Source organism: Pseudomonas sp. TH07 (genome assembly GCF_016651285.1).
Classification (GTDB): Bacteria; Pseudomonadota; Gammaproteobacteria; order Pseudomonadales; family Pseudomonadaceae; genus Aquipseudomonas.
Genome location: NZ_JAEKED010000001.1, coordinates 688733 through 714614 on the forward strand (window position 1 = coordinate 688733; position 25882 = coordinate 714614).

At 62.9% G+C, this 25882-nt stretch carries 25 protein-coding genes; 14 read left to right on the forward strand and 11 right to left on the reverse strand.

The window, feature by feature from the left end; genetic code table 11:
* Nucleotides 1–53: 53 nt before the first annotated feature.
* Complete coding sequence (yedA, locus tag JFU57_RS03325; RefSeq protein WP_201128126.1) at nt 54–965, reverse strand: drug/metabolite exporter YedA; 912 nt, start codon at nt 963–965, stop codon at nt 54–56.
* A 160-nt stretch (nt 966–1125) separates the two neighbouring features.
* Between yedA and JFU57_RS03330 the strand changes: the two genes are divergently transcribed.
* Nucleotides 1126–1578, forward strand: a complete 453-nt coding sequence (locus tag JFU57_RS03330) for an Lrp/AsnC family transcriptional regulator (protein ID WP_020296929.1) — start codon at nt 1126–1128, stop codon at nt 1576–1578.
* Nucleotides 1579–1611: 33 nt separating this feature from the next.
* On the opposite strand, the gene JFU57_RS03335 is transcribed toward JFU57_RS03330, so the two are convergent.
* The 3 genes from JFU57_RS03335 to JFU57_RS03345 form a co-directional block, all read right to left on the reverse strand.
* Nucleotides 1612–2223, reverse strand: coding sequence for a 3'-5' exonuclease (locus JFU57_RS03335; RefSeq protein ID WP_078471672.1), 612 nt, complete (start codon nt 2221–2223; stop codon nt 1612–1614).
* Between the two features lie 27 nt (nt 2224–2250).
* The gene (locus tag JFU57_RS03340; RefSeq protein WP_020296927.1) at nt 2251–2730 is read right to left on the reverse strand and encodes an NYN domain-containing protein; all 480 of its coding nucleotides are present in this window, start codon (nt 2728–2730) and stop codon (nt 2251–2253) included.
* Between the two features lie 150 nt (nt 2731–2880).
* The gene (locus JFU57_RS03345) at nt 2881–3657 is read right to left on the reverse strand and encodes a DUF2076 domain-containing protein (RefSeq protein WP_201128128.1); all 777 of its coding nucleotides are present in this window, start codon (nt 3655–3657) and stop codon (nt 2881–2883) included.
* Between the two features lie 203 nt (nt 3658–3860).
* Here JFU57_RS03345 and JFU57_RS03350 point away from each other — a divergent pair, with 203 nt between their 5' ends.
* Both JFU57_RS03350 and JFU57_RS03355 read left to right on the forward strand, forming a co-directional pair.
* The gene (locus JFU57_RS03350) at nt 3861–4523 is read left to right on the forward strand and encodes a YciC family protein (RefSeq protein ID WP_078471670.1); all 663 of its coding nucleotides are present in this window, start codon (nt 3861–3863) and stop codon (nt 4521–4523) included.
* A gap of 88 nt (nt 4524–4611) precedes the next feature.
* A complete protein-coding gene (locus JFU57_RS03355) occupies nt 4612–5691 on the forward strand; it encodes an endonuclease/exonuclease/phosphatase family protein (protein WP_201128136.1) in 1080 nt (359 codons plus the stop codon).
* A 19-nt stretch (nt 5692–5710) separates the two neighbouring features.
* Here JFU57_RS03355 and hrpB read toward each other — a convergent pair whose 3' ends face one another.
* The gene (hrpB, locus tag JFU57_RS03360; RefSeq protein ID WP_201128138.1) at nt 5711–8242 is read right to left on the reverse strand and encodes an ATP-dependent helicase HrpB; all 2532 of its coding nucleotides are present in this window, start codon (nt 8240–8242) and stop codon (nt 5711–5713) included.
* Nucleotides 8243–8361: 119 nt separating this feature from the next.
* Here hrpB and JFU57_RS03365 point away from each other — a divergent pair, with 119 nt between their 5' ends.
* Together JFU57_RS03365 and JFU57_RS03370 are read left to right on the forward strand one after the other, a co-directional pair.
* On the forward strand, nt 8362–8781 hold the full coding sequence (locus tag JFU57_RS03365) for a hypothetical protein (RefSeq protein ID WP_020295310.1): 420 nt from the start codon (nt 8362–8364) through the stop codon (nt 8779–8781).
* A gap of 27 nt (nt 8782–8808) precedes the next feature.
* A complete protein-coding gene (locus tag JFU57_RS03370; protein ID WP_201128141.1) occupies nt 8809–9705 on the forward strand; it encodes a cation diffusion facilitator family transporter in 897 nt (298 codons plus the stop codon).
* Here the strand turns inward: JFU57_RS03370 and JFU57_RS03375 are convergent.
* Nucleotides 9699–10817: a DUF6515 family protein gene (locus JFU57_RS03375; protein WP_201128142.1), complete on the reverse strand. Its 1119-nt coding sequence runs from the start codon at nt 10815–10817 to the stop codon at nt 9699–9701. The two genes, JFU57_RS03370 and JFU57_RS03375, sit on opposite strands and share 7 nt — an antisense overlap.
* Nucleotides 10818–11230: 413 nt before the next feature.
* On the opposite strand from JFU57_RS03375, the gene JFU57_RS03380 reads away from it, so the two are divergent.
* Together JFU57_RS03380 and JFU57_RS03385 are read left to right on the forward strand one after the other, a co-directional pair.
* Entirely contained in the window at nt 11231–11710 is a 480-nt protein-coding gene (locus tag JFU57_RS03380) for an Lrp/AsnC family transcriptional regulator (RefSeq protein ID WP_020295307.1), read from the forward strand.
* Nucleotides 11711–11830: 120 nt separating this feature from the next.
* Nucleotides 11831–12040, forward strand: a complete 210-nt coding sequence (locus JFU57_RS03385) for a DUF2788 domain-containing protein (protein ID WP_020295306.1) — start codon at nt 11831–11833, stop codon at nt 12038–12040.
* On the opposite strand, the gene JFU57_RS03390 is transcribed toward JFU57_RS03385, so the two are convergent.
* The 4 genes from JFU57_RS03390 to JFU57_RS03405 all read right to left on the reverse strand — a co-directional run bounded on the left by JFU57_RS03390 (nt 12035) and on the right by JFU57_RS03405 (nt 18428).
* Nucleotides 12035–12601: a pseudouridine synthase gene (locus JFU57_RS03390; RefSeq protein ID WP_201132075.1), complete on the reverse strand. Its 567-nt coding sequence runs from the start codon at nt 12599–12601 to the stop codon at nt 12035–12037. The two genes, JFU57_RS03385 and JFU57_RS03390, sit on opposite strands and share 6 nt — an antisense overlap.
* A 149-nt stretch (nt 12602–12750) precedes the next feature.
* Nucleotides 12751–14223 (reverse strand): AMP nucleosidase, encoded by a 1473-nt coding sequence (gene amn, locus JFU57_RS03395; RefSeq protein ID WP_201128143.1) that lies wholly within the window; start codon nt 14221–14223, stop codon nt 12751–12753.
* An 86-nt stretch (nt 14224–14309) separates the two neighbouring features.
* Entirely contained in the window at nt 14310–15959 is a 1650-nt protein-coding gene (locus JFU57_RS03400; RefSeq protein WP_201128145.1) for an acyl-CoA dehydrogenase family protein, read from the reverse strand.
* Nucleotides 15960–16055: 96 nt separating this feature from the next.
* Nucleotides 16056–18428, reverse strand: coding sequence for a hybrid sensor histidine kinase/response regulator (locus JFU57_RS03405; RefSeq protein WP_201128147.1), 2373 nt, complete (start codon nt 18426–18428; stop codon nt 16056–16058).
* A gap of 289 nt (nt 18429–18717) precedes the next feature.
* Between JFU57_RS03405 and JFU57_RS03410 the strand changes: the two genes are divergently transcribed.
* From JFU57_RS03410 to JFU57_RS03425, 4 genes are all read left to right on the forward strand, one after another.
* Nucleotides 18718–19515 carry a hydroxymethylpyrimidine/phosphomethylpyrimidine kinase gene (locus tag JFU57_RS03410; protein ID WP_201128150.1) on the forward strand — a complete coding sequence of 266 codons (798 nt, stop codon included), beginning with the start codon at nt 18718–18720 and terminating at the stop codon, nt 19513–19515.
* A 16-nt stretch (nt 19516–19531) separates the two neighbouring features.
* The gene (gene thiE, locus JFU57_RS03415) at nt 19532–20155 is read left to right on the forward strand and encodes a thiamine phosphate synthase (RefSeq protein WP_201128151.1); all 624 of its coding nucleotides are present in this window, start codon (nt 19532–19534) and stop codon (nt 20153–20155) included.
* A 17-nt stretch (nt 20156–20172) separates the two neighbouring features.
* Nucleotides 20173–21456: a glutamate-1-semialdehyde 2,1-aminomutase gene (gene hemL / locus JFU57_RS03420; protein WP_201128152.1), complete on the forward strand. Its 1284-nt coding sequence runs from the start codon at nt 20173–20175 to the stop codon at nt 21454–21456.
* A gap of 223 nt (nt 21457–21679) precedes the next feature.
* Complete coding sequence (locus tag JFU57_RS03425) at nt 21680–22234, forward strand: tetratricopeptide repeat protein (protein ID WP_020295298.1); 555 nt, start codon at nt 21680–21682, stop codon at nt 22232–22234.
* Between the two features lie 132 nt (nt 22235–22366).
* On the opposite strand, the gene JFU57_RS03430 is transcribed toward JFU57_RS03425, so the two are convergent.
* Nucleotides 22367–22693: a DUF1820 family protein gene (locus JFU57_RS03430; protein WP_020295297.1), complete on the reverse strand. Its 327-nt coding sequence runs from the start codon at nt 22691–22693 to the stop codon at nt 22367–22369.
* Between the two features lie 134 nt (nt 22694–22827).
* On the opposite strand from JFU57_RS03430, the gene miaB reads away from it, so the two are divergent.
* From miaB to ybeY, 3 genes are all read left to right on the forward strand, one after another.
* Nucleotides 22828–24210 carry a tRNA (N6-isopentenyl adenosine(37)-C2)-methylthiotransferase MiaB gene (gene miaB / locus JFU57_RS03435; protein ID WP_078471660.1) on the forward strand — a complete coding sequence of 461 codons (1383 nt, stop codon included), beginning with the start codon at nt 22828–22830 and terminating at the stop codon, nt 24208–24210.
* A 170-nt stretch (nt 24211–24380) separates the two neighbouring features.
* On the forward strand, nt 24381–25391 hold the full coding sequence (locus tag JFU57_RS03440) for a PhoH family protein (RefSeq protein ID WP_020295295.1): 1011 nt from the start codon (nt 24381–24383) through the stop codon (nt 25389–25391).
* Nucleotides 25384–25842, forward strand: coding sequence for an rRNA maturation RNase YbeY (gene ybeY / locus JFU57_RS03445; RefSeq protein ID WP_020295294.1), 459 nt, complete (start codon nt 25384–25386; stop codon nt 25840–25842). The genes JFU57_RS03440 and ybeY overlap by 8 nt, the downstream gene beginning before the upstream one ends.
* The last annotated feature ends 40 nt before the right edge of the window (nt 25843–25882 follow it).

Consider the following 25882-nt stretch of genomic DNA (forward strand, 5'->3'; position numbering starts at 1 on the left):
ACGGGCACCGGCCAAGTCCAGCTGTCGCCAACCCTCACAAACGGCGGCCTGCTTCAGGCCGCGGTCTGCTCTTCCACCACCGGCTTGGACCGGCGCCACTGCGGCAGGCCGATCAGCACCACGGCGCTGATGATCACCACCATTGCCAGGGCCTCTTCGGTGCCGATGGTCTCGCCGACAAACACGATCCCCAACAGCACGGCCACGGCCGGGTTGACGTAGGCGTAGCTGGTGGCCGCGGCCGGGCGCACGTGCTTGAGCAGGTACATATAGGCGTTGAAAGCGATTATCGAGCCAAAACCCACCAGGTAGGCCAGGGCGAGCCAGCCTTCCAGTGGCGGCACGCTCTCCAGCTGTTCGCCGCTCAGGGCACTGCCGATCAGCAACACCACGCCACCCACCAGCATCTCTGCGGCACTGGCCATGGCGCCCTGGGGCAGCGGCAAGTGCTTGCTCCATACCGAACCAAAGGCCCAGGCCGCTGCGGCGAACACCAACAGGCCCGCACCCAGTGGGCTGGCTTGCAGGTTGGAACCGAGGTTGAGCATGCCGATGCCGATCAGGCCAAGGACGATGCCGGCCCATTCCAGCCGCGTATTACGCGCGCCCCAGAAATAACCGCAGAGCAAGGTGAACAGCGGCACGGTGGCCACCGCCAGCGCCGCCACACCCGAGGCCACGCCGGTGTGTTCGGCCACGCTGACCGCGCCGTTGCCGCAGCTGAGCAGCAGAATGCCGATCATCCCCGCCGCCTTCCACTGCGCCCAGGTAGGTGCCGGCACGCCGCGCCAGCGCAGGAAGCCATACATCAGGCTGCCGGCCAGCACAAACCGAATCCCGGCCAACAACAGCGGCGGCCAGTATTCGATGCCGATGCGAATCACCAGGTAGGTCGAACCCCAGATCACATACAAGGCAAAAAAGGCGGCAATCAACGGCAAGGGAAAACGGCGAAGGCCAGGCATAAGCAGCTCGGTAGGCAGGCAATGGGAACGCTATTTTAGAAAGCCGGAGCAGGGAAATTAAGTTACAAAACCTGTTTATAAGGCCCGTACACTTTCCAAAATAGGGAGATTACGGCTATAAGCCATGCTTTCGAAAGCCAGGGCGTTTGGGAGCCTTATCATGGACAAATATGACCGCATGCTCCTCGCTGCACTGATCGAAAACGGCCGGGCGACCTATGCCGAGTTGGCGCGCAAGGTGAATCTGTCAGCCCCCGCCGTGGCCGAGCGCGTGGCCAAGCTTGAGTCCAGCGGGGTGATCACCGGTTACCAGGCCAACGTCGACATGGCCAAGCTCGGGCTGCCGATCCAGTGCGTGATCGAACTGCGCCTGGCCCAGCACGGCAACCAGAAGGCCTATGACGAACTGGCCCGGATCCCGCAGTTGACCGAGTGCTACCGGGTCACCGGCGACCCTTGCATGATCATGCGCGCCGCCGTGGCGTCGATGCCGGAGCTGGAAGACCTGATCAACCGGGTGGCGCAGTTCGGCTCCAGCAAGACTTCGATCGTGCTCTCCAGCGCCATCGAACGGCGGGTGCCCCTGGGCCAGTTGGAACACAACGGCAAGTAAGCGAGTTTCACTGACGGCGCCGAACGAACAGCCCTAGAACCCGCGATGGCGCTTGAGGTGGTCGGGAATTTTTGCCGCCGGGACTTTCTGCAATGTGCACAGGAAGTCATGGGACAGCTCGCGCAGGCCGTGGGTGCGGCGCAGTTCCTCGGCCAGGTGCGTGGTGAGGTTGGCCGCCATCTCGGCATCGGCCATGGCCCGGTGAGCCTGGCCGGTATGGGGCAGGCCGGCAAACTGGGTCAGGGTCCCGAGCTTGTGGTTGGGCGCCGCCGGCATCAGGCGCCGCGCCAGCAACAGGGAACAGGCGAAGTTCTGCAAGCGGGTGCGCTTGATCCGTCCCAGCTCGAAATCCCAGAACTTCTGGTCAAAGGCGGCGTTGTGCGCCAGCAACGGCGTGGTGCCGACGAACTCGTTGACCTCGTTCATCACCTGCTCCGCCGAAGGCGCGGTGCGCAGCATGGCGTTGCTGATGCCGGTCAGTTGCTCGATAAAGCCCGGCACCCGCACGCCGGCATTCATCAGGCTCTGGTAACGCTCGACGATGCGCCCCTGCTGCAGGATCACCACGGCAATTTCCGTGGCCCGGCAACTGCTGCTCGGGGAGATCCCGGTGGTTTCAAAGTCGATGACTGCAATGCGTTCCAAACCTGTCCAGCTCCGTACAAAAAATAATCAGTTCTTCAGCAGCAACGCGCCTTCGATCGGCACGTAGCGCGAGGCGGCGCGAATCAGCGAATTGGCGGTGAGCCCCGGCACGCCATAGGCGACGGCCTGGACCCCATGCTTGTGGATGATGCGTTCGAGCAGCATGTCGAAGTCACCATCGCCGGAGGCCAGCACCACCTCATCGACGTGAGCCGCGGCGTCCATGATGTCGATGGTGATGCCCACGTCCCAGTCGCCCTTGGCCGAGCCGTCGCTGCGCTGGATATAGGGTTTGAGTTTTACCGTGAAGCCCAGGTTGCGCAGGATCTGCTGGAACTGCTGCTGCTTGCTGTCACCGCGATCGATGGCATAGGCATAGGCTTCGACGATCTGCCCCTGTTTGCTGATATCAGCCCACAGGGCGGCGTAGTTGAAGTGGCAACCATAGGCCTGGCGCACGGTGTAATAGAGGTTCTGGACGTCGGCGAACACAGCGATTTTTTTCACCGCTAATCCTCATGGCGCTGGAGCGCGCAGGCTGGATCGGGACTCAAACCCCGAAAAGTCGCCCAGTATGCCAGCCATGGGGAATGTTCCGCGAATAATCGGTCCGGGGGGCCATGGGCTCCCGGACCGAACGCAGATCAGGCGAAGGGATCAGACGAAGGAATCGTCGTCAGAGAACGAACTGTCGTCGCTGCCGTAATCGGCATCGTCCAGGCCGCCCTGGTCATTGCTGCCCCAGGAGTCGTTATTGGCCAGGCGCTGGTCGTCATTGCCCCAGCCAATGCCGCTATCGCTGACCGGAGCCGGCTCTTCCTTGATCACTTCCACCACTTCCTGGGGTTGCTGGTTGCTGTGGAACAGGCTGCTGATGCCTTGCGCCAGCATCACACCGCCCGCCACCCCGGCTGCGGTTTTCAACGCCCCACCGAGAAACCCGCTGCCCGCCGGTGCGGCTGGCTGCCCGTAGTTTTGCGGCGGCGCCGCATAATTTTGCGGTGCCGCACCAAAATTCTGCTGCGGCTGGGCATTGAAGGACGGCCGAGCCGGTTCACGCCAGCCACCGCTGGACGCCGGCGCAGCACTTTGTGTCGGGGCTGGCTGCGCGTCGCGGGAGCCGCCAAAGATGCTCGACAGGAATCCCCCGCCGGTGCTCGGCGCCGGGGCGGCGGCCTGGGCCCTGGCTTGCTGCAGTTCGCTTTGCAATTGCTGGATTTGCTGGGTCAGCTGCTTGTTCTGCTCATCAAGGCTCTTGAGTGCGGCCTCCTGCACCAGAATCGCCTGGGTCATGAAATAGCCCGCGGCGGGCTGGCGGGTCAGATGCTCCTTGATCCGCGCCTCGGCCTGGGCGTCGCGTGGGGCTGAATCCGTTTCGGCTTGCTGCAACCGTGAAAACAGTCCATCGATCAGGGCTTGCTCTTCGCTGTTCATGGCGACCTCTTTAGATTGCCGGTAGAAAACTGGCCCTTGTCCGTTGTGGATAAAGGGTTTGACCAGGAAACGGGCTGATGCCCGGATCAGTAATGGGGCTGTTGCCCGGGCTTTCAATAGGCTTTACCGAACGTTTACGTTTGCTTGCCCGGGGCCCGCATCGGTTAAAGTGGCAAACCGCTCTGTCACTGCGATACCAACCGATGAATCCGTTAGACGTGCTCCGCGACTCCTTGTTCTTCTTCCGGCGCAACCTGGGACAGATCGTGCCCTTGTGCCTGCCGTTGGTGGTACTCGAAGCGCTGTTGCAGCAAGTCGTCGATAACGCCCTGGGCCCCGATGCCTTCCCCGGCTACAGCGTGCTGGTGGGGCTGCTGGTCTACCCGCTGTACACCGGCGCCCTGATTCTGTTTCTCGATGCCCGCAGCCGTGGCGAATCACCTCGCACCCGTGACCTGCTGGCCATGTCCCTGACGCTGTGGCCGCGCTTTGCCCTGCTGACCGCCACCAGCACCCTGCTGATTCTGCTCGGGCTGTCGATGTACTTCCTGCCCGGGCTGTGCGTGATGGTGATGCTGGCATTCGCCGAGTACCTGCTGGTGCTCAAGGGCCTGCAACCGCTGGCGGCGATCAAGGAAAGCCTGCGCCTGACCCGTGGTCATTTCCTGCGCATCCTGGTGTGCATCCTCTGTGTGATGACCCCGTTGTGGCTGCTCAAGGGCGCCAGCAGTGCGGCCTACCCGGACCCGCAGAACGCCTTCCTGGGGTTGGTGATCGATAGCGCCTACAGCTTCCTGCAGTTGTTCACCAGCGTGGTGCTGTTCCGCCTGTTCATGCTGATCAGCGATCTGCCCGACAAACGCTGAAACCGACACCGGCCGCTCTGCCCCTTGGGCCGCGGCCCTGCTCTCGGTTATGCTCGCGCTCAATCCTGCAACGCCATAAGCCGAGCCGATGACCCGTCTACTTCGCTTCACCCTGCTGGGCCTGCTCCTGCTGGCCGGACTGTTTGCAAGCCTGGTCTACAGCCTGACGTGGCGCCCGGATGCCAAGGAGTCGCTGCCCGTCAGTTGCGCGGCCAAGGCCCCGATCCTGATGCCCGGCCAGGCGCTGAAGGTGATGACCTGGAACGTCCAGTACCTGGCCGGCAAGCGCTATGTGTTCTGGAATGACCAGGCCCAGGGCCCGGATGAAAGCCCCACCACCGAGGACATGGCCTTCAGCCTCGACGAGGTGGCACGGGTTATCCGCGACGAGCAACCCGACATCGTCTTGCTGCAGGAACTGGACAACGGCGCCAAGGCCAGCGCTTACCAGGACCAGCTCAAGCTGTTGCAGGAACGGGTCACCGACCTCTACCCCTGCAGCACCCAGGCCTACGACTGGAAGGCCGAGTTCATTCCCTCACCGCATATCTTCGGCAGCGTCGGCCGGCAACTGGCCACTCTGAGCCGCTACCAGATCGAGCACGCCGAACGCCTGCAACTGCCGATCGCCTCCGCCAACCTGCTGAGCCGTCAGTACCAGCCCAGGAACGCCCTGCTGGTGAGCTACCTGCCCCTGACCGACGGCGGGCAGATGGCCATTCTCAACACCCACCTGGAACGGGCGAAACAGGCCGACGAGACCTTGCCCAACCAGGTCACGGCCATCGCCAAGGTGCTCGACACGTTCGAAGGACGCGGCACGCCCTGGCTGATCGGTGGCGACTTCAACCTGCTGCCCCTGGGCCAGTACCAGCGCCTGGCGCCGGAACAGCGCGCGCCCTACGCCGCCGACAGCGCGCTGCACCTGCTGTGGGATAAATATCCGATGGTGCCGACCAATACCCAGGCCGGCGGCATTGACCGCGAAAACTGGCTGACCCACTACCCCAACGACCCGAGCCTCAGCGGCCCCGACCGCACGGTCGACTACCTGTTCTACAGCCCGCGCATCAAGCGGGTCGAGGCCCGGGTCAGGCAGGACGACACCTTGCGCATCTCCGACCATTTACCGGTGATCGCCCGCTTCCTGCTGCCTGCCGCGCAATAACCCGCGTTTATTGACCGGGCTACTTGCGCGGTTTGGCCCGCGCGGTCGCTTCGGCCACCAGCGGGTCGTCCGGCCAATAGTGTTTCGGGTAGCGGCCCTTCAAGTCTTTTTTCACTTCGGCGTAGGTGCTGCGCCAGAAGTTGGCCAGGTCCTGGGTTACCTGTACCGGACGCCGGGCCGGCGATAACAGGTGCAGCTTGACCACCTGTCGGCCACCGGCGATGCGCGGGGTCTCGGCCAAGCCGAACAGCTCTTGCAGGCGCACCGCGAGAATCGGCGGCTGCTCGCTGTAGTCCAGGCGAATCGACGAACCCGAGGGCACGCTCAAATGCTGCGGCGCCAGCTCGTCGAGGCGTTGCGGCAGCGGCCAGGGCAACTGATTGCGGACGATGCTCGACAGGTCCAGTTGGGCGAAATGACTGAGCCGCGAGACCTTGCCCAGGTAAGGCAGCAACCAGTGCTCGAGGCCCTTGAGCAAAGCGCCGTCACTGACATCGGGCCACTCGCTGTCTGACTTGGCGGCAAGGTCCAGTTGCCGCAGCAAGGCCACTCGTGCCTGCCACTGGCGCAACTCCGGGGTCCAGGGCAACAGCTCCAGCCCCTTGCGCCGCACCAGGTTGACCAGCGCCTGGCTGCGCGCCGCCTCGTCCAGCCCGGGCAGGGGTTCGCGACTGAGCACCAGTTCACCCACCTTGCGCTGGCGCTCGGCTCGCAGCACACCTTCGCGCTCGTCCCAGTCCAGCTGATCGACGGTGCGAACCTGCTCGGCCAAGACCGAATCGAACAGTGCCGGATCGAAATCGGTCGCCAGGTAAATCCGTTCCTCGCGCTGCCCCTGGCGGCTGCCCAGATCGGCAATCACCAGCCAGGCTTGCTTCATCAGGCTGTCGGCCTCGCTGAACAGCGCCGCACGCCCGTTGGCCAGGCGATACTCAGCACCCCCGGGACGCCGCTGCTGAGCCACGCGATCCGGATAGGCCAGGGCCAGCAAAGCCCCCAGCCAGCGCGGATGCTCGGGGTCCGGCACCGCGGCGCTGGCGTTGCCTCGCAGGTAGCCGCGGTACTGTCGCGCCAATTGCCGTGCCCGCTGCACCCCACCCTGGGCACCGCGCGCCGCACGGGCTTCGCCCGACAACAACACCAGGCGGCTGTGCAAATCGGCACCGGCACCGCGCAGGATGTCCCGTTCGCCAAGCAGCGCGGCCACATCGCAGGCCATGTCCGCCAGCCCCAGGGCCTGGCCGCGCAGCAGCAAATGGGCGATGCGTGGATGGGCCGGCAATTGCGCCATGGCCTGGCCGTGGCGCGATAACGTAGCCTCTTCACCGGCCTTGGCTTCCAGGGCTCCGAGGCGCTCCAGCAAGTCCCGGGCCTGGGTGTAAGCCGCAGTGGGCGGCCCATCCAGCCACACCAATTGCCCCGGAGCGACGCCCCAGCGGGCCAGTTGCAGAGCCAGCCCGGCCAGATCCGCCTGGAGGATTTCCGCACTGGCATAGGCTGCCAGTTGCTCATGCTGATCCTCGGACCACAGGCGATAACACACCCCGGGCTCCAGGCGCCCCGCACGGCCGGCACGTTGTGTGGCGCTGGCGCGAGAGATGCGCTGGGTATCGAGACGGGTCATGCCGCTGCCCGGGTCGAAGCGCGGCACCCGCGCCAGCCCGGCATCGATCACCACGCGCACGCCGTCGATGGTCAGGCTGGTTTCCGCGATGTTGGTGGCCAGCACCACTTTGCGCTGGCCGGCCGGCGCCGGGTCGATGGCCGCACGCTGGGCTGCAAGATCCAGCTCGCCGTGCAGTGGGCACAGCAGGATCTCGCGACGGTCCCCCAGGGCCTCGGCCAGTTGCTGATGTACCCGGCGGATCTCTGCCTGCCCCGGCAGGAACACCAGCAGGCTGCCGGGCTCATCGTTGAGGGCCTCAAGAACGGTCTGCACCACCCGTGGCTCGATAAACTCGCCAGGCTGATAAGGCCGCCCCCAACGCTGGGTCACCGGGAACATGCGCCCTTCGCTGCGCAGGATCGGCGCATCGTCGAGCAGCTGCGACAGGCGCTCGCCTTCCAGGGTGGCCGACATCAGCAGGATCTTCAGCGGTTGCTCATCACGAAACAGCTCGCGGCCATTCAGGCTCAGGGCCAGGGCCAGGTCGGCGTCGAGGCTGCGCTCGTGGTACTCATCGAAAATCAGCAAACCCACGCCATCCAGCGCCGGGTCGTCCTGCAGGCGGCGGGTCAGGATGCCTTCGGTGACTACTTCGATACGGGTGTTGGGGCCGACCTTGCTGTCCAGGCGGATGCGGTAGCCCACGGTTTCACCGACTTTCTCCCCCAGCTCGCTGGCCAGGCGCTCGGCCGCCGCGCGGGCTGCCAGGCGCCGTGGTTCGAGCATCAGGATGGTCTGTCCGGCCAGCCACGCTTCATTCAACAGGGCTAAAGGCACGCGGGTGGTCTTGCCGGCACCCGGCGGTGCTTCGAGCACCGCCTCATTGCGTGTCGCCAGGGCGGCGCGCAGTGCAGGCAAAACTTCATCAATTGGCAAAGAATTCATGCTGGCTCCAAAACAGAGGCGCGAGTATAACGGCGAACTGCCTGGCGTTAATCACGGTCTGAACTCAAACCGACAACGCTTCACCCCCTTTGGCTTCACGCTTTGCTCAGGAGATTTTCATGCGTATTCCCTTCCGTTTGATTGGCGGTGTGCTGGTCGCCACCCTGCTGACCCAGGTCACCGCCTGCGGCTCGATTTTCTTCCCGGATCGACGCGGCCAGATCGAAGGCAAGATCGACCCCCTGGTGGCCGTGCTCGATGCCGTGGGGCTGCTGTTTTACGTGATCCCCGGGTTGATCGCCTTCGGCGTCGACTTCGCCACCGGCGCCATCTACCTGGAGCCCGGAAAAACCGCGCAGATCGCCCCGGAAAAACTCCAGCAAGCCATAGGCGCCGACGGCAAAGTCGATAACCGCAAACTGCAGGCGATTCTCGAAAGCGAACTGGGCGGCAGCTTTCCGCTGGATGATCCACGCCTGATCCAGCACAAAGGCAGCGTGCAACAGCTGGCGCTGTACGGCCTGCAGCCTGCGGCCTGAAGCGGCCTCTGAAGGAATTCGCCTCGTATGAGCACTAGTCCGGAACACGCGCGCCTGCTGCGCCTGGCCACCCGCGCATCATTGGCGGTGGCCAGCATCCTGATCGTGGCCAAGGCCGTCGCCTGGTGGCTCAGCGGCTCGGTGAGCCTGCTGGCGGGCCTGACCGATTCGTTGCTCGATGGTGCGGCGTCCTTCCTCAATCTGCTGGCGGTGCATTACGCCCTGCGCCCGGCCGATGACGACCACCGGTATGGCCACGGCAAGGCCGAGTCGCTGTCAGGCATGGCCCAGGCGGTGTTCGTCGCCGCCAGTGCGGTGCTGATCGCGATCCAGGCCATCGAACGCCTGAAAAACCCCGAGCCGCTGGGCGCGCCCTGGGTCGGTATCGGCGTGATGCTGCTGTCCCTGGCCCTGACCGTGGCCTTGCTGATGGTGCAGAGCCGGGTAATCCGCGAAACCGGTTCCACGGCGGTACGGGCCGACTCCCTGCATTACCGTTCGGACTTGCTGCTCAACGCCAGCATCCTGGTGGCCCTGGTGCTCGCCAGTTTCGGCTGGCACCAGTTGGACGCCTGGTTTGGCCTGGCGATCGCCGTCTACATCCTGTGGAGTGCGCTGCAGATAGCCCGCGAGAGCGTGGCCGTGCTGATGGACGAAGAATTGCCGCCGGATGTCAGCCAGCACATGCTCGAACTGGCCTGCGCCGTTCCAGGGGTGCTGGGTGCCCATGACTTGCGCACGCGGATCTCCGGCAGTCACTGGTTCGTGCAATTGCACCTGGAACTGCCGGGGGACTTGAGCCTGTCAGTGGCCCATGGCATCAGCGACCAGGCCGCCGATGCGATCCATGCCGCCTACCCGAGGGCCGAAGTGCTGGTGCACGCCGACCCACAGGAAGTGGTGCTGGCTGCCAGGGGTCAGTAAGTCACCTGATAACCGCGCGAGCTCAGGCAACTGCCCTGGGCCTGGCGGTAGGTCTGCACCACTTCGGGCGCAGGCGGATAGGTGGCCACTGCCGGATCGAAGCCACTTTGCTGCACGGCCCAGCGATAGCAGTCGTAACGGTCCTGATCGATCTGCTGCGGCGATTGCCCGCTGACCGGGTAAGCCACCACGTCATAACCATTGCCCGCCTGTTGCGGCGGCGGGCTGGCCACCGGCGGCTGCACCACCACGTAGTCCTGGGTGTTGGCTTCGTAGGTGTAGTAGGCGCCCGCCGCGAGAAAGAACAGCGCGCTGCCGATCCAGACTTCCCGGGCGTAATCCGGCAGATAACCCACGCGAATGCCATAGGGCGGCGTCACCACGACGTAGCGCGGGCCTTGCGGACGATACCAATAGCCACCGGAGAAGAAGTAGTCCTGGCCCCGATAAGGCACGCGGTAATTGCGATCCGGAAAACGGTCGATCACATACCCCGGGCGATACTGCGGGCCTGGCCCCCAGCCGTTGCCATGCCCATCCGGGCGCCCCGGCCAGCGATGATCGTCGGCATGTCCGCCGCCCGGACGCGAGCCCGGCCCGCCCGCCTGCCAGTGCTGGTTGTAATCATTGCGTCGCGGCGTGTCCTGGTAGTAGCCGCGCTGCGGCTCCTGGGTCTGGCGCACGGTGTCGGGACGCCCCTGGATCGGCAGATTGTTCTGCGGGCGGGTTGCCGGCTGCACGGCAGGCTGCTGCACCGGACGGCCCTGGCCGTTTAGATCGTGCTGGGGACGGTTCTGCCATTGTCCGCCCGGGTTCTGGCTTCCCGGGTTCTGGCCGTTATGTTCGAACTGGCGGCTGTTATCGCCGCGAATGATCTCATTCTGTGGCCGGGGCTGATTATTCTGAGGACGGTTCTGGTTGTTTTCCGGACGCGGCTGGGCAGGTGCCGGACGCGCCTCTGGCGCATGTTCGCGCTGGCCGCCGCCATTGCCACCACCGGCGCCATGCTGAGGACGTTGTTGTGCCTCATCCCGCTCGTCGGCCAGCGCCTGCGCGCTGACACTGATACACAGCAAACCAACACCTGCCAAACGCCAGATGCGCGACTTCATGCTATTCCTCACTGCGGATTAGGGCCTATAGATAAGACTGGAAAAGCACAGGCCGGTTCTGCGACAGGTTATCAGTCACGAGACTTATTTAGGGGCAATAAAAAAGGGGGACCCGTCGGTCCCCCCTTGAGATTTTCGTCCGTGCTCGGCGCTTGTGGCCCCGGCTCACCTCACTCCGTCTTCTGGACAGTGTGTAGCCCGGGGGCCGACTCAACCCTGTGGGGGTGGCGACCGCGGCTGGCCTGATTCGGCGGGCCGCACTGGACTCTATGTCCGGGCAGTGATTCTGGTGTTAAGAATAGGCCTGGAGCGTCGACACAGGATTGCGAAGATTGCTCAAATAAACATAGCTTGCGCAATTTTTAACTCAGGATAGATAATATGGCGCAATAGTTATGACAAAGGCCTGTTCCATGAGCAAACTCGACCGTTACGACCTGAGCATTTTGGCTGAATTGCAACGCGACGCCCGCATCTCCAACCAGGAGCTGGCCGAGCGCATTGGCCTGTCACCCTCGCCCTGCTCGCGCCGGGTCAAGCAATTGGAGGACGACGGCTACATCTCGCGCCAGGTCGCCCTGCTCGATCGCAAGATGCTCGGCCTGAGCCTGACCGCCTACGTGCTGATCGGCATGGACCGGCACACCCCCGAGCGCTTCGAGAACTTTGAAGCGGCAATCCGCAACCTGCCTCAGGTCCTGGAATGCAGCCTGGTGACCGGCATGGACGCCGACTACCAGCTCAAGGTCGTGGTGCCCGACATGGACCACTATCAGAAACTGCTGCTGGGCCACCTGACCCGCATCGAAGGCGTCACCAGCGTGCGTTCGAGCTTCGTCCTCAACCAGGTACTCAACAGCACCGAACTGCCACTGACCCACCTGCGCGGCTGATTACGCCGCGCCAGCGAGCCTGCCTGTGGCGACGTAACGCACGCAGATCAATGCCCTGCCCATACCCCTTGGCGTATACTCGGCCGGCCTTTTTTGCCCTGCCTGCGCTGGAGATGTTCGATGGATCCTGCAGTTTTCGAAGAATGGATGATGACGGTCCTGGTCAGCATCCTGATCATTTTCATGGCGTTTATCGTCTGGGATCTGGCGAAGAAGTCCAAGGCCGGGCGCTTCGGCTCGTTCATCCTGTTCTTCGTCCTGGGCCTGGGCGTGGCCGCCTTCATTATCAAGAGCGTGGTCATCGGCCTCATCGAGTCCGGGGTTCTATAAACGCGCCGGGACTTCCTTCCACTGCCCCTGATCCAGCCCGTCCAACGTCCAGTCGCCAATCCTGACCCGCACCAGGCGCAGGGTCGGCAGGCCAACCGCAGCGGTCATGCGCCGGACCTGACGGTTGCGCCCCTCGCGAATCACCAACTCCAGCCAACTGGTGGGCACGCTCTTGCGAAAGCGCACCGGCGGATTGCGCGGCCACAGCTCGGGCTCATCAAGGGCTCGGGCCTCGGCGGGCAGGGTTGGGCCGTCATTTAGCTGCACCCCATCGCGCAGTTGCTGCAATTGCTCGGCGCTGGGCACGCCCTCGACTTGCACCCAATAGGTCTTGGCCAACTTGTGCCTGGGGTCGGCGATGCGCGCCTGAAGCTGGCCATCGTTGGTCAGCAGCAACAGGCCCTCGCTGTCACGGTCCAGGCGACCGGCCGGGTAGACGCCCGGTACGGCGATGAAATCCTTGAGGGTCGCTCGCCCTTGTTCATCATTGAACTGGGTCAGCACATCGAAGGGTTTGTTGAACAGAATCAGTTTTGGCTCGGTCGGCGGCGCCTTGGCGATACGGCGCGGCGCCTGGCCGGAAGACGGGCTGTTGCTGCCAGGACGGCGGGAAACGGGACGAGGGGGACGGGGCATGGTGAAAAGGACATTCAGCGATCAGGACCGACAATGCTAGTGGCCTGATCGCCAAATGACCATTCAATAAACACTCAGCGGAATGGCGGCTCGTCGAAGCTGCGCAGCTTGCGCGAGTGCAGCGAGTTGAGGTCGGTGCGCAGCAGGTCCACCGCTGCGATGCCGATCTTCAGGTGCTGGCTGACCGCTCGCTCATAAAAAGCGTTGGCCGAACCCGGCAGTTTGATTTCGCTGTGCAGCGGTTTGTCCGAGACACAGAGCAAGGTGCCGTACGGCACTCGCAGGCGATAGCCCTGGGCGGCGATGGTGCCGCTTTCCATGTCCACGGCCACGGCCCGGGACAGGTTGATCAGCGGTCGTTCCTGAGCCCAGCGCAACTCCCAGTTGCGGTCGTCGTAGGTCAGCACGGTGCCGGTGCGCAGTCGCTTTTTCAGGTCGTCGCCCTTCTCCCCGGTGACATTGGCCGCGGCTTGCTGCAAGGCCATCTGCACTTCGGCCAGGGCCGGAATCGGAATATTGGGCGGCACCACCCGGTCCAGAATCCCATCGCGGCGCATATAGGCGTGAGCCAGCACATAGTCACCAATGGTCTGCGACTGCCGCAGGCCACCGCAGTGGCCGATCATCAGCCAGCAATGCGGACGCAGTACCGCCAGGTGATCGGTGATGTTCTTGGCGTTGGACGGGCCGACGCCGATATTCACCAGGGTCACGCCATGGCCATCGGAGGCCTGCAGGTGATAGGCCGGCATCTGGTAGCGGTGCCAGACCACCCCGGCGGCAATCGCCGAGGCTTCGCCGTGGTCCATGGTTTTTTCGATGACCACGTTGCCCGGCAACACCATGCGTACAAAACGCGGATCGCTGCGCAGTTGCTCCAGGCCGTGGGTAATGAACTGGTCGACGTAACGGTGGTAGTTGGTCAGCAGGATCCAGGGCTGCACGTGGCGCCAGTCGCTGCCGGTGTAATGCACCAGGCGCCGCAGGGAAAAGTCCACCCGTGCGGCGTCGAACAGCGCCAGGGGCAAGGGGTCGGTGTTTTCCCAGTCATACAGGCCGTCGGCAATGCCGTCGGTGGCGGCGGACAGGTCGGTGCTGGGGAAAACCCGCGCCAGTACGGCGGCGGTCACGCCGGAACCGGCCAGTTCATCGCCCTGTTCGACCACATAGGGATACGGAATATTCTGCTCGCTGACGCCCACTTCCACGGTCACGGTGAAGTCGTGCATCAACGGCACCAGTTGCTCCAGCAGGTACTTACGGAACGCCGCCGGATGGGTGACCGTGACACTGTAGGTGCCCGGCAGCTGGACCTTGGCATAGGCCCGGGTGGTTTGCGGGACTTCGCCCTGGCAGAGGTAGGTCAAACGTAATTCGGGGTAGCGAAACTGCGCCCGTTGCTCGGCGGTGGGTTCGACGCGATCTTTGAGATAGCGCTTGAGCGCCTGGCTCAAGGCGGTGGTGGCCCGCTCATGCAGTTGAGCAAGCCGATCCACGGCTTGCTCGGCGGTTTGAACGACAATAAAAGCTTCGGTCACGATAAGCATCCTGTGTTCTGATCTTGCAGGCGTTCATCTTGCCTGCATCGCCGCCTCACGGGAACCGCCCAATCGCTACCAGCGCCCAAGGTTGATCAAAAGGCCTGGGGCGTGCAGCGTGCCACTATCGCCGCGACATCCAGGCCCCGCGGCAAAGTGCCGTAGGCGCGCCCGGCATTGCCCAGGCGACTGGCGATAAAGGCATCACTGACGGCCGCATTGCCCGCCTCCAGCAACAGCTTGGCCTGCAACCCGAGCGCAATGTCTTCAGTGAGCTGCCGCGCGCGGTACTGGATATCGTCGGTGTCCTTGAACGCCTGTTGCAGCGTGGTGATATGAGCGGCCAGGCGTTTATCGCCATGACCATCGCCAAGCTCGGCGAACAACACATCCAGCACCCCAGGCTCTTTCGACAGGGCACGCAGCACATCGAGGCACTGCACATTGCCCGAGCCTTCCCAGGTCGAGTTGACCGGCGCCTCACGGTACAGCCGCGGCAGGATGCTTTCTTCCACGTACCCGGCGCCGCCCATGCACTCGGCGGCTTCGTTGATCATGGCCGGCGCCCGCTTGCAGATCCAATACTTGCCCACTGCCGTCACCAGCCGCGAGAACTTGGCCTCCTGGCCATCATCCAGGTGATCCAGGGCCCGTCCCATGCGCAGGCTCAAGGCCAGGGCCGCTTCGCTTTCCAGGGCTAGATCGGCGAGGACGTTCTGCATCAGCGGCTGCTCGGCGAGCACTCGGCCACCCACCAGCCGATGGGCGCAATGATGGCTGGCCTGGGTCAGCGCCTGGCGCATCAGCGAGCTGGAGCCGACCATGCAATCGAAACGGGTCATGGCCACCATCTCGATGATGGTCGGCACCCCGCGACCTTCCTCGCCCACCATCCATGCCAGGGCGCCGCGGAACTCCACTTCGCTGGAAGCATTGGAGCAGTTGCCGAGCTTGTTTTTCAGGCGCTGGATATAGAACTGATTGCGGCTGTCATCAGGGCGATGCCGGGGCAGCAGGAAACAGGTCAGGCCCTTTTCGGTCTGGGCCAGGGTCAGGAAGGCATCGCACATCGGCGCCGAACAGAACCACTTGTGCCCTACCAGCTCATAGGCCTGCCCGGGACCACCCGCTCCCACCGGATAAGCTTTGGTGGTGTTGGCCCGTACATCGGTGCCGCCCTGTTTCTCGGTCATCGCCATGCCGATGGTCACACCGGCTTTGTGCGCGATGCCGACGTTGCGCGGGTCGTACTCGGTGGCCAGCACCTTGGGCAGCCATTGCTCGGCCAGGTCGGGCTGCAACTTCAGCGCCGGGACGCAGGCAAAGGTCATGGTCAGGGGGCAACCGCTGCCGGCCTCGGCCTGGCTGTGCAGGTAAGTCATCGCGGCGCGAGCCACGTGGGCGCCGGGCTGGGCGTCGGTCCAGGGCAGCGACGGCAAGCCATGTTCGACGGCAGTACGCATCAACTGGTGATAGGCCGGATGAAACTCCACCAAGTCCAGGCGATGCCCAAAACGATCATGGCTGACAAACACCGGCTTGTTCTGATTGGCCAGGAAACCCGCTTCCATCAGCGGGCCACCGGCCAGCGCCCCATAGGCATCGATCCGCGGCTCGGCCCAGGCGCCGCCAAAACGCCGGGTCCACTCTTGCAGGGGCAGGTCGATGCGATACAGGTTGATGCCATCCAGAGACGGCGGCTGGTTGGTGACTTCGTGGGTTTCAGCGAACTGGTGCAGGTTCATGACGGGGCTCCTGAAGGCGTGACTGGCCTCAGTTAAGCACCCCACTCCCGGGGTTCAAAGTGTCATATACGCCTAAATATCGGCACTTTCACCCTGCTAAGGACAGAGCACACGCTTGAACAGCATCACCTGCAACTCCTCGAATTTCACCGGCCGGGCCAAGTGTTCGATCCAGCCATAAGCCGTGCAATGTTCGCGCTCGGCTGCATGGGTGCACGCCAGCGCCACCAGCACCGGCAACCTGGCGCAACCGGGCAAGGCCTGCACCTGGGCGCTGAACGCTGTGGCGTCCTGGGCGCTGATCTGGCAATCAAGCAGCACCCCATCCACCTTCTCCACCCGCAGCTGCTCCAGGGCCTGGGTGGTGCTGACGACGCTGAGCACCCGATAACCGAGCTTGAGCAACATGCCACGCACCACCAACTGATTGATGCTGTTGTCATCCACCAGCAGCATCGTGCAATCCTCCGGCACCCGCCGGCACACCGAGCGCGCCTGGAACACCGAAGGGGTGTGCAGAGCGGGACTGACGTCCACCTCGAACTCGACCTCCAGGCGGAAGCAACTGCCGCGCCCCGGCTCGGACTCATGGGTCAGGTGGCCCCCCATCAGCTCAATCAACTGCCGGCAAATGGCCAGACCCACACCCAACCCGCCATATTCCCGGGTCATTGAGCTGTCGAGCTGGAAAAACCGCTGGTACAGGGTCGCCTCGTCCAGATTGACGAAGCCGATCCCGGTGTCGATCACGGCTAAGGTCAGCGCCTGGCGCCCATCAACCTCCGGCTTGGCGGTGATACGCAAGACCACACCACCGACACGGGTAAATTTGATGGCATTGTCCAGCAGGCACTCCAGGCATTGATTGAGCTTGCCGCGATCGCCCAGCAGGCGGTCCGGCACCCCGGCTGCCAAGTCGACATCGAACCCCAGGGCCTTGCCCGAGGCATTGGCCGCAAACTGCAGGCGCAGGCCGTCAACCATCGAACGCAGGCTGAACGACTCGCGTTGCGCGCTGAGCTTGCCAGCCTGCAATTCGGTCAGGGTGAGGATGCCGTTGACCATGCGCATCATGTCCCGCGCCGAGCCGGCGGCGGTTTGTTGATATTGCTCAAGCTCCGGATCCAGATCGAGGGTCTGCATCAGTTCCAGGGAGCCGATCACCCCATTCATCGGGGTGCGCAATTCGTGGGTCAGGGTGGCCAGGAACTCGTCCTTGAGCCGATTGCTGTGGGCCAGTTGCTGGTTCAGCACTTCAAGCTTCTGCCCGGCATCGAACAGGGTTTGCGCCTGCTGCTCGCGCATCGAGTTGATCCGGTCGGCCAGGGCCAGGGACAGCAGCGCCACCTCGATCGCCGAACCGATCTGGCTGGCGTACATGGTCAGGAACACGTTAGGCAGGTAACCGAGCACCATCAGGGTGTTGATCACCCCGCCGAACAGAAACGCCGACCAGGCGATGATGAAATAGCGCGCCACGCGCAAGCCTCGGTACCAGACCACAATCCCGGAAACGAAGATCACCACGGTAAAGATCAGGGCCAGGCCGGTCGCCAGGCGCAAGGCCAGGGCGTAGCTGGTCATCAGCGACAGGCCCAGCACCACGGCGCTGCAGGCGATCAGCACTAACAGCAGGCGATCAACCCACCGGCTGTGGCTTGAGGTCTGCAGAAAGCTGCGGGCGAACTGGCTGCCGAACAGCGCGGCCGAGGCGATGAAGAATGGCGTGGCGGCGTTGGCCCACCACGGGTTGTTCGGCCAGAAATACTCGACCGCCGCGCCGTTGACCGAGAGCTGGTACAGGCCGAACGAGGCGATATAGAAGATGTAGTAGAGGTAGCTGGTGTCGCGCACGCTGAGGTAGATAAACAGGTTGTAGATCAGCATCCCCAGCAGCACGCCGTAAATCAGGCCCAGTACGTACAGGCGCATCGGCTGCGCCTCAAGGTAGGCGGTGCTCGACCAGAGGGTCAGCGGGGCCTGGATCGAACCCTCGCTTTGCAGGCGCAGGAACACCGTCTTGTGCTCGTTGGGCGCAAAACTCAGGTCGAACAGGTAGTTGTTCTGGCGGATCTGCCGGCTATCGAAGGGCAAGGCGTCGCCCGTTCGGCCAGCCAGGCGGTAGCCGGAGCCTTCATCGGGCAGATAGAGATCGAGATGATCCAGCGGTGGGTAAGCCAGTTCCAGCAACCAGGTGCGCTGTGCAGTGGGGTTGCCGGGCCGGTAATCCAGGTCGACTTTCAACCAGAACACCGAGTGCGAGTAACCGGCATTGAGGGTGGGCTTTTCGTGGGTTTTGAAATTGCCAGCCAAAGCCTGTGAACTGACTTCGGCGATGGTCGCCTCGCCACTCACATCTTCGAACACCTGCATGACCTGGCCCAAGGGCAGGCGCTGAGTGAACTCGTCGAACTCGACCGCGCCAGCCAACATTGGCACACACAACAGCAACATCAACAAATAGCGCATAAAGCCCCAGCGTGGCCTGTCCGGTTGTGTCAAAAAGCCCCCATTCCTTTTGAGCAGACGTAAAACCGGCATTACCTGTTATTGGTTTGGATCCACTCTAGCATAGCCGCTGATGGCCATTGAGCACCATTGAAAATTTTAGTCTAAAGGCTCTAGAACGGGCATTTCAGCGCTATCCATTGAGCTAGAGCTGTTCGTTCAGTCAAGTCGATTCATGGGAAGCTGCGACTCGGCGCAAAGGCGCGCCGAGAGCCGCGAAAAAAAACGTTTGGTGGTAAGCTCGCGCACCATGAATATCTACAGCTCTCGCCCCGTTGTCCTCTGTCTCTCCGGCCACGACCCAAGTGGTGGCGCCGGCTTGCAGGCAGATATCGAAGCCCTGCTCGCCCAGGGTTGTCATGCAGCTCCGGCTGTGACCGCGCTGACCGTGCAAGACACGGTCAACGTCAGCGACTTCCGGATCCTGGATCGTGAGTGGGTACTGGCCCAGGCCAACGCCGTGCTCAATGATTCGACCGTGGCCGCGGTCAAGCTCGGCATGCTCGGTTCCCTGGAGATGGTCGACACCGTAGTCGAACTGCTCCAGGCGCATCCGCATTTGCCGATGGTCTGCGATCCGGTGCTCAGGGCCGGCGGCGGCGGACGGCTGGGCAAGGATGAAGTCGGCTATGCCATGCGCGAGCGCCTGTTGCCGATGGCCACCATTGCCACTCCCAACCTCCCTGAAGCACGAATCCTGGCCGAATTGCCCGAAGGCACCGCCGATCAGTGCGCTGAAAAACTCCTGCCGTTCGTCAAACACCTGCTGATCACCGGCGGTCATGGCGACGAGCACCAGGTGCATAATCGTCTATATAGTCGCGACGGCCTGCGTGAAACCTACACCTGCCAGCGCCTGCCCGGCAGCTATCACGGCTCCGGCTGCACACTGGCCAGCGCCCTGGCAGGCCGCCTGGCCCAAGGGGAACACTTGGCCAGCGCAGTGAAAACCGCTCTGGAATACACCTGGCGCACCCTGCGCGACGCCGAACAACTGGGCAAAGGCCAGTTCGTACCGCGCCGCCTGCCCCTGGATTTCTGCTCGTAACGCCTTGAGGCTTTCAATGAAACTACGTGGCCTGTACGCCATCACCGACAGCCAATTGTTGGCCGGCAAGTTTCTGCAGTACGTGGAGGCCGCGCTGGATGGCGGCGTGACGCTGCTGCAATACCGCGACAAGAGCAACGACGAGGCCCGTCGCCTGCGCGAGGCCGAGACCCTGCAGCGACTGTGCGAGCGCTACACGACCCAACTGATCATCAACGACGACGCCGAACTGGCGGCGCGCATTGGTGTCGGCGTACACCTGGGCCAGACCGATGGTCCGTTGACGCCCGCCCGGGCCCTGCTCGGGCGCAAGGCAATCATCGGCTCGACCTGCCACAGCCAACTCGCACTCGCCGAGCAGGCCGCCAAGGAAGGCGCAAGCTATGTCGCCTTTGGCCGCTTTTTCAACTCCAGCACCAAGCCCGGCGCACCGAGCGCCGACCTTGAACTGCTGGACCAGGCCCGCGCCAGCCTGCACCTGCCGATCTGCGTGATCGGCGGCATCACCCTCGACAACGCCGCGCCACTGGTGGCCCATGGCGCCGACCTGCTGGCGGTGGTCCACGGCCTGTTTGGTGCATCGAGCACCCAGGAAGTAACGCGCCGCGCCCGCGCCTTCAACGACTTATTCAATTGCTGATTGCTGAGAGCCCGATCATGTCCCGTTCCGAAACTCTGTTTGCCAATGCCCAGAAACACATCCCCGGCGGCGTGAACTCGCCCGTTCGTGCGTTCAAGAGCGTTGGCGGTACCCCGTTGTTCTTCAAGCACGCCGAAGGCGCCTACGTCACTGACGAAGATGACAAGCGTTATGTCGATTACGTTGGCTCGTGGGGCCCGATGATCCTCGGCCACAGCCACCCGGACGTGCTGGACGCGGTACGCAAGCAGCTGGAGCATGGCCTGTCCTACGGCGCGCCGACGGCCATGGAAACCGAGATGGCGGACCTGGTCTGCTCCATCGTGCCGTCGATGGAGATGGTGCGCATGGTCAGCTCCGGCACCGAAGCCACCATGAGCGCCATCCGCCTGGCCCGGGGTTTCACCGGCCGCGACAGCATCATCAAGTTCGAAGGCTGCTACCACGGTCACTCCGACAGCCTGCTGGTAAAAGCCGGTTCCGGCGCGCTGACCCAGGGCGTTCCAAGCTCGGCCGGTGTTCCTGCAGCGTTTGCCAAACACACCCTGACGCTGCCGTTCAACGATATCGCTGCGGTCGAGAAGATGCTGGGCGAAGTCGGCCAGGAAGTGGCCTGCATTATCGTCGAGCCAGTGGCTGGCAACATGAACTGCGTGCCGCCGGCGCCGGGCTTTCTCGAAGGCCTGCGCAGCCTGTGCGACCAGCACGGCGTGGTGCTGATTTTCGATGAAGTGATGACCGGCTTCCGGGTCGCCCTCGGCGGCGCCCAGGCCCATTACGGCGTGACTCCGGACCTGAGCACCTTCGGCAAGATCATTGGCGGCGGCATGCCGGTCGGCTGCTTCGGCGGCAAGCGCGAGATCATGCACCACATCGCCCCGCTGGGCCCGGTCTACCAGGCCGGCACCCTGTCGGGCAACCCGCTGGCCATGGCTGCCGGCCTGACCACCTTGCGCCTGATCAGCCGCCCGGGCTTCCACGCCGAACTCAGCGACTACACCAGCCGCCTGCTCGACGGCCTGCAACAGCGTGCCGATGCCGCAGGTATACCGTTCGTCACCACTCAGGCAGGCGGCATGTTCGGCCTGTACTTCAGTGGCGCCGACGACATCGTCACCTTTGACGATGTCATGGCCAGCGACGCCAACCTGTTCAAGCGCTTCTTCCACCTGATGCTCGAAGGTGGCGTGTACCTGGCGCCGAGCGCCTTCGAGGCCGGTTTCACCTCGATCGCCCACGGCGATGCCGAGTTGAAACTGACCCTGGACGCTGCAGAACGCGCATTTTCCGCATTGAAGTAAAGCCTGCCTCAACCGCCGCCAGCATTTGCGGGCGGCGGTTGTACCTCGTCACGCGCTGTTTGCGCCCCGCAAAGCAATAAATCCGCCGAAAGCTGCGGATATAGCGCCCGCGCAGCAGAAAAACGAGTAAAGACTTTGTAAGGTTGGCCCTGCTTATTTCATAATGCGCGCTTATTGGATCCCTCGATGGGTCCGCGTGCCCTCCAGAGGTAAGTCGATTCCCATGAACCGCACCGGCCGCGCCCTTGCATTGGGCTGCCTGTTGCTCCTTCAGCCCCTGCTCGCGCACGCACAAGCGGGCGGCAACTCGTTGTTGATCCCAGCGATGGGTCGCTGCACCCTGAATACTCAGCCGCAAGACCTGGCCGAGGCGCTCGCCGCCTGCCAGAAAGCGTCCGATGAAGGCGATGCACAAGCACAGTACGAGTTGGGCGAGTTCTATTACGAGGGCAAGGGCGCACCGCGCGACCTCAACCTGGCCCTCAGCTACTTCGAGAAAGCCTCACTGCAAGGCCACGCCCAGGCACAGTTCAAGCTTGGAACCATGTTTTTCCACGGTGAAGGCGTACCCGCCAATAACGTCCAGGCGTATATCGTGCTGAAAATGGCGGCGGTCAACGGTGCCGAAGATGCGCTGGATACGGCCGACGAAGTCGCCGAGCACATGCAGCGTGATGAACTGGAAGTAGCGACCCAGGTGCTGGGGCAGATCTTCCGCAAATACCTGATGGAGCTGCAGAGCGCCGACGGGCGTTCGCCCTTCTCCCCTCTGCCCTGAGCTGTATTCAGGGAGTGCAGCACTCCCCTCGAGCCGATCACGGCACTTACCTTAATGAATCGCAGGGGTAGATTTGCGCCTGCCTTGCTGTCGAGCGAGGGTACACGCCCTCGCTCAGCAACTGTGCCGATACTACTTTTCGGGCATCGGCATCGGGAACGGCATGACGTTGCTCATGCCGCGGGCTTCGCTGATCTTCGGTGTGCCCAGACGCTCCACTTCGTCGATGCGCACGATGGAATGCATTGGCACAAAACTGCGGACCACGCCTTCGAACTGCGCCTTGAGCTTCTCTTCGCTCGGATCGACGACCACCTGGGTGCGCTCGCCAAAGACGAACTCTTCCACCTCCAGGAAACCCCACAGATCACTTTGATAGATCTGCTTGGCGTACATTTCGAACACCTGGCCCTGGTTGAGGAAAATCACCTTATAGATTGGAGCTTCACGTTTGGTCATGGTGGGCGGGTAACACATCGGGGGATATAAAAGAGGGCGCGAACTATAGCATGGCACCCGATGCACAGTGCTAGGAACCTATCGGCATGCCCCCTATAATGCGCGGTTCTTTACCACCAGTTGACGATCCCCCCATGGCCAAGAAGCTTTACATCGAAACCCACGGTTGCCAGATGAACGAGTACGACAGCTCGCGCATGGTCGATCTGCTGGGTGAACATCAGGCCCTGGAAGTCACTGCCCGCGCTGAAGATGCCGACGTCATCCTGCTCAATACCTGCTCGATCCGCGAACGCGCCCAGGACCGGGTGTACTCCCAGCTCGGCCGCTGGCGCGAACTGAAACTGGCCAACCCGGACATGGTGATCGCCGTCGGCGGTTGCGTGGCCAGCCAGGAAGGCGCGGCGATCCGCGATCGCGCACCCTACGTCGACGTGGTCTTTGGCCCGCAAACCTTGCACCGCCTGCCGGAAATGATCGACGCGGCGCGCATCACCAAACTGCCGCAAGTCGACGTCTCGTTCCCGGAAATCGAAAAGTTCGACCACCTGCCGGAGCCGCGCATCGATGGTCCAAGCGCCTATGTGTCGGTCATGGAAGGCTGCAGCAAGTACTGCACGTTCTGCGTCGTGCCCTACACCCGCGGCGAAGAAGTCAGCCGGCCCTTTGACGATGTGATCGCCGAGATCATCCACCTCGCGGAAAACGGTGTGCGCGAAGTCACCCTGCTGGGGCAGAACGTCAACGGCTATCGCGGCCTGACCCATGACGGGCGCCTGGCTGACCTGGCCGAGCTGATTCGAGTGGTGGCCGCGGTCGACGGCATCGAGCGTATTCGCTACACCACCTCGCACCCTCTGGAATTCTCCGACAGCCTGATCCAGGCCCACGCCGAAGTCCCGGAGCTGGTGAAACACCTGCATCTGCCGGTGCAATCGGGTTCCGACCGGATCCTCGCGGCCATGAAGCGCAACCACACGGCCCTGGAGTACAAATCCAAGCTGCGCAAACTGCGCGCGGCGGTACCCGGCATCTGCATCAGCTCCGACTTTATCGTCGGCTTCCCGGGCGAGACTGAAAAAGACTTCGAACAGACCATGAAGCTGATCGAAGACGTCGGCTTCGACTTTTCCTACTCGTTTGTCTACAGCCAGCGTCCGGGCACCCCGGCTGCCGACCTGGTGGACAACACCCCGGAAGAGCTGAAAAAAGAACGTCTAAATGCTCTGCAGCACCGATTGAATCAGCAAGGCTTCGAGATCAGCCGACAAATGGTCGGGTCGATCCAGCGGATCCTGGTCACCGACTATTCGAAGAAAGACCCTGGCGAACTGCAGGGCCGGACCGAGAACAACCGCATCGTCAACTTCCGCTGCGACAACCCGACCTTGATCGGCCAGTTCGCCGACGTGCACATCGATGCCGCCCAGCCGCACTCGCTGCGCGGATCATTGCTGCCTGCAACCGAGCAAAGCGGCACCGCGAGAGAAGTCGGTGCGCCTGCCACCGTGGCCTGAAGGATTGCCGCTCGCGTGAGCTGAACAACCTCACAACAGCCTGACCAGCGCTCACACTGGTCAGGCTGGGTTGCCGAGGACCTGCTCCACTATTTAAGTGCTTTCGCACCCGCGCCACTGGCGTTATCCTTGATTTCATCTTAATTGCCCCAGGGCGGCTTAAAACGACCTTGAACGCACCCATAGAACCACATCGCTTCCTCCTCGAGCCTTTTGAGGCTCGCCGCTTCGCCAACCTGTGCGGACAATTCGACGAGCACCTGCGCTTGATCGAACAACGCCTGAGCATCGAGATCCGCAATCGCGGAAACCAGTTCGAACTCATTGGTGAATCCAGACTCACCGCCTCCGCGGAAAACCTCATTCGCCGCCTGTACCGGGAAACCAAGGGGACCGAGCTGTCGCCGGAAACCGTGCACCTGTACCTGCAGGAATCCGCCGTAGAGGATCTCGCCAACAACCCGGTGGCCGAAGCCAGCGTTGCGTTGCGCACCAAGAAAGGCATGATTCGCCCACGCGGCCTGAATCAGCAGCGCTACGTCAAAGAGATCCTCAATAACGACATCAACTTCGGCATCGGCCCCGCCGGTACCGGCAAGACCTACCTGGCCGTGGCCTGTGCCGTCGACGCACTGGAACGCGAGCAAGTGCGACGCATCCTGCTGGTACGCCCTGCAGTCGAAGCCGGTGAAAAACTCGGTTTCCTGCCCGGCGACCTGGCGCAGAAGATCGACCCCTACCTGCGCCCGCTGTACGACGCGCTCTACGAGATGCTCGGCTTCGAATACGTGGCCAAACTGATCGAACGCCAAATCATCGAGATCGCCCCGCTGGCCTACATGCGCGGCCGCACCCTGAACAACAGCTTCATCATCCTCGACGAAAGCCAGAACACCACCGTCGAACAGATGAAGATGTTCCTGACCCGTATCGGCTTCGGCTCGACCGCGGTGATTACCGGCGACATCACCCAGGTCGACCTGCCCAAAGGCACCAAGTCCGGACTGTCCCAGGTCATCACCGTGCTCAAGGACGTCCCGGGCATCAGCTTCACTCACTTCCTGGCCAAGGACGTGGTGCGCCACCCGCTGGTCCAGCGCATTGTCGAAGCCTACGACCGCTTCGAAAACCCTGCGCCCGAAGAGCCAACTGCAGAAAAAGGCCATCGCCACGATGCTTGAGCTTGATCTGCAACTGGCCAGTGACAAGCCTGCCCCCAGCGAGTCCCAGTTCCGCCAATGGTGCGAACTGGCCTTGCGCCAGCGCAGCGCCGACTCCGAGCTGACCATTCGCCTGGTGGACGAGCCTGAAGGGCGCGAGCTGAACCACACCTGGCGCCACAAGGATTACGCCACCAATGTGCTGTCGTTCCCGGCCGATGTGCCGGACGAGCTGCTGGATATTCCGCTGCTCGGCGACCTGGTGATCTGCATTGAAGTGGTCGAACGCGAAGCGGCGGAGCAAGGCAAGGAACTTGAGGCCCATTGGGCACATCTAGTCATTCACGGCTGCTTGCATCTACTGGGTTACGACCATATAGATGACGACGAAGCCGAAGAAATGGAAGCACTGGAACGAACGTTGCTTGCAGAACTGGGTCATCGCGACCCTTATGCCGACGACGAGTCTTAATTACATCCACCTGTAACAACCAAGGATTTAGAGTAATCGC

Bases quoted from the DNA above. Each gene is read 5' to 3' on its own strand.
- ybeY (WP_020295294.1), top strand. From the start codon at position 25,384: ATGCTTGAGCTTGATCTGCAACTGGCCAGTGACAAGCCTGCCCCCAGC.
- JFU57_RS03400 (WP_201128145.1), bottom strand. From the start codon at position 15,959: ATGAACCTGCACCAGTTCGCTGAAACCCACGAAGTCACCAACCAGCCG.
- yedA (WP_201128126.1), bottom strand. From the start codon at position 965: ATGCCTGGCCTTCGCCGTTTTCCCTTGCCGTTGATTGCCGCCTTTTTT.
- JFU57_RS03385 (WP_020295306.1), top strand. From the start codon at position 11,831: ATGGATCCTGCAGTTTTCGAAGAATGGATGATGACGGTCCTGGTCAGC.
- miaB (WP_078471660.1), top strand. From the start codon at position 22,828: ATGGCCAAGAAGCTTTACATCGAAACCCACGGTTGCCAGATGAACGAG.
- thiE (WP_201128151.1), top strand. From the start codon at position 19,532: ATGAAACTACGTGGCCTGTACGCCATCACCGACAGCCAATTGTTGGCC.
- JFU57_RS03410 (WP_201128150.1), top strand. From the start codon at position 18,718: ATGAATATCTACAGCTCTCGCCCCGTTGTCCTCTGTCTCTCCGGCCAC.
- JFU57_RS03405 (WP_201128147.1), bottom strand. From the start codon at position 18,428: ATGCGCTATTTGTTGATGTTGCTGTTGTGTGTGCCAATGTTGGCTGGC.
- JFU57_RS03365 (WP_020295310.1), top strand. From the start codon at position 8,362: ATGCGTATTCCCTTCCGTTTGATTGGCGGTGTGCTGGTCGCCACCCTG.
- JFU57_RS03355 (WP_201128136.1), top strand. From the start codon at position 4,612: ATGACCCGTCTACTTCGCTTCACCCTGCTGGGCCTGCTCCTGCTGGCC.
- JFU57_RS03430 (WP_020295297.1), bottom strand. From the start codon at position 22,693: ATGACCAAACGTGAAGCTCCAATCTATAAGGTGATTTTCCTCAACCAG.
- JFU57_RS03370 (WP_201128141.1), top strand. From the start codon at position 8,809: ATGAGCACTAGTCCGGAACACGCGCGCCTGCTGCGCCTGGCCACCCGC.
- hrpB (WP_201128138.1), bottom strand. From the start codon at position 8,242: ATGAATTCTTTGCCAATTGATGAAGTTTTGCCTGCACTGCGCGCCGCC.
- JFU57_RS03380 (WP_020295307.1), top strand. From the start codon at position 11,231: ATGAGCAAACTCGACCGTTACGACCTGAGCATTTTGGCTGAATTGCAA.
- JFU57_RS03345 (WP_201128128.1), bottom strand. From the start codon at position 3,657: ATGAACAGCGAAGAGCAAGCCCTGATCGATGGACTGTTTTCACGGTTG.
- amn (WP_201128143.1), bottom strand. From the start codon at position 14,223: ATGCTTATCGTGACCGAAGCTTTTATTGTCGTTCAAACCGCCGAGCAA.
- JFU57_RS03425 (WP_020295298.1), top strand. From the start codon at position 21,680: ATGAACCGCACCGGCCGCGCCCTTGCATTGGGCTGCCTGTTGCTCCTT.
- JFU57_RS03330 (WP_020296929.1), top strand. From the start codon at position 1,126: ATGGACAAATATGACCGCATGCTCCTCGCTGCACTGATCGAAAACGGC.
- JFU57_RS03375 (WP_201128142.1), bottom strand. From the start codon at position 10,817: ATGAAGTCGCGCATCTGGCGTTTGGCAGGTGTTGGTTTGCTGTGTATC.
- hemL (WP_201128152.1), top strand. From the start codon at position 20,173: ATGTCCCGTTCCGAAACTCTGTTTGCCAATGCCCAGAAACACATCCCC.
- JFU57_RS03350 (WP_078471670.1), top strand. From the start codon at position 3,861: ATGAATCCGTTAGACGTGCTCCGCGACTCCTTGTTCTTCTTCCGGCGC.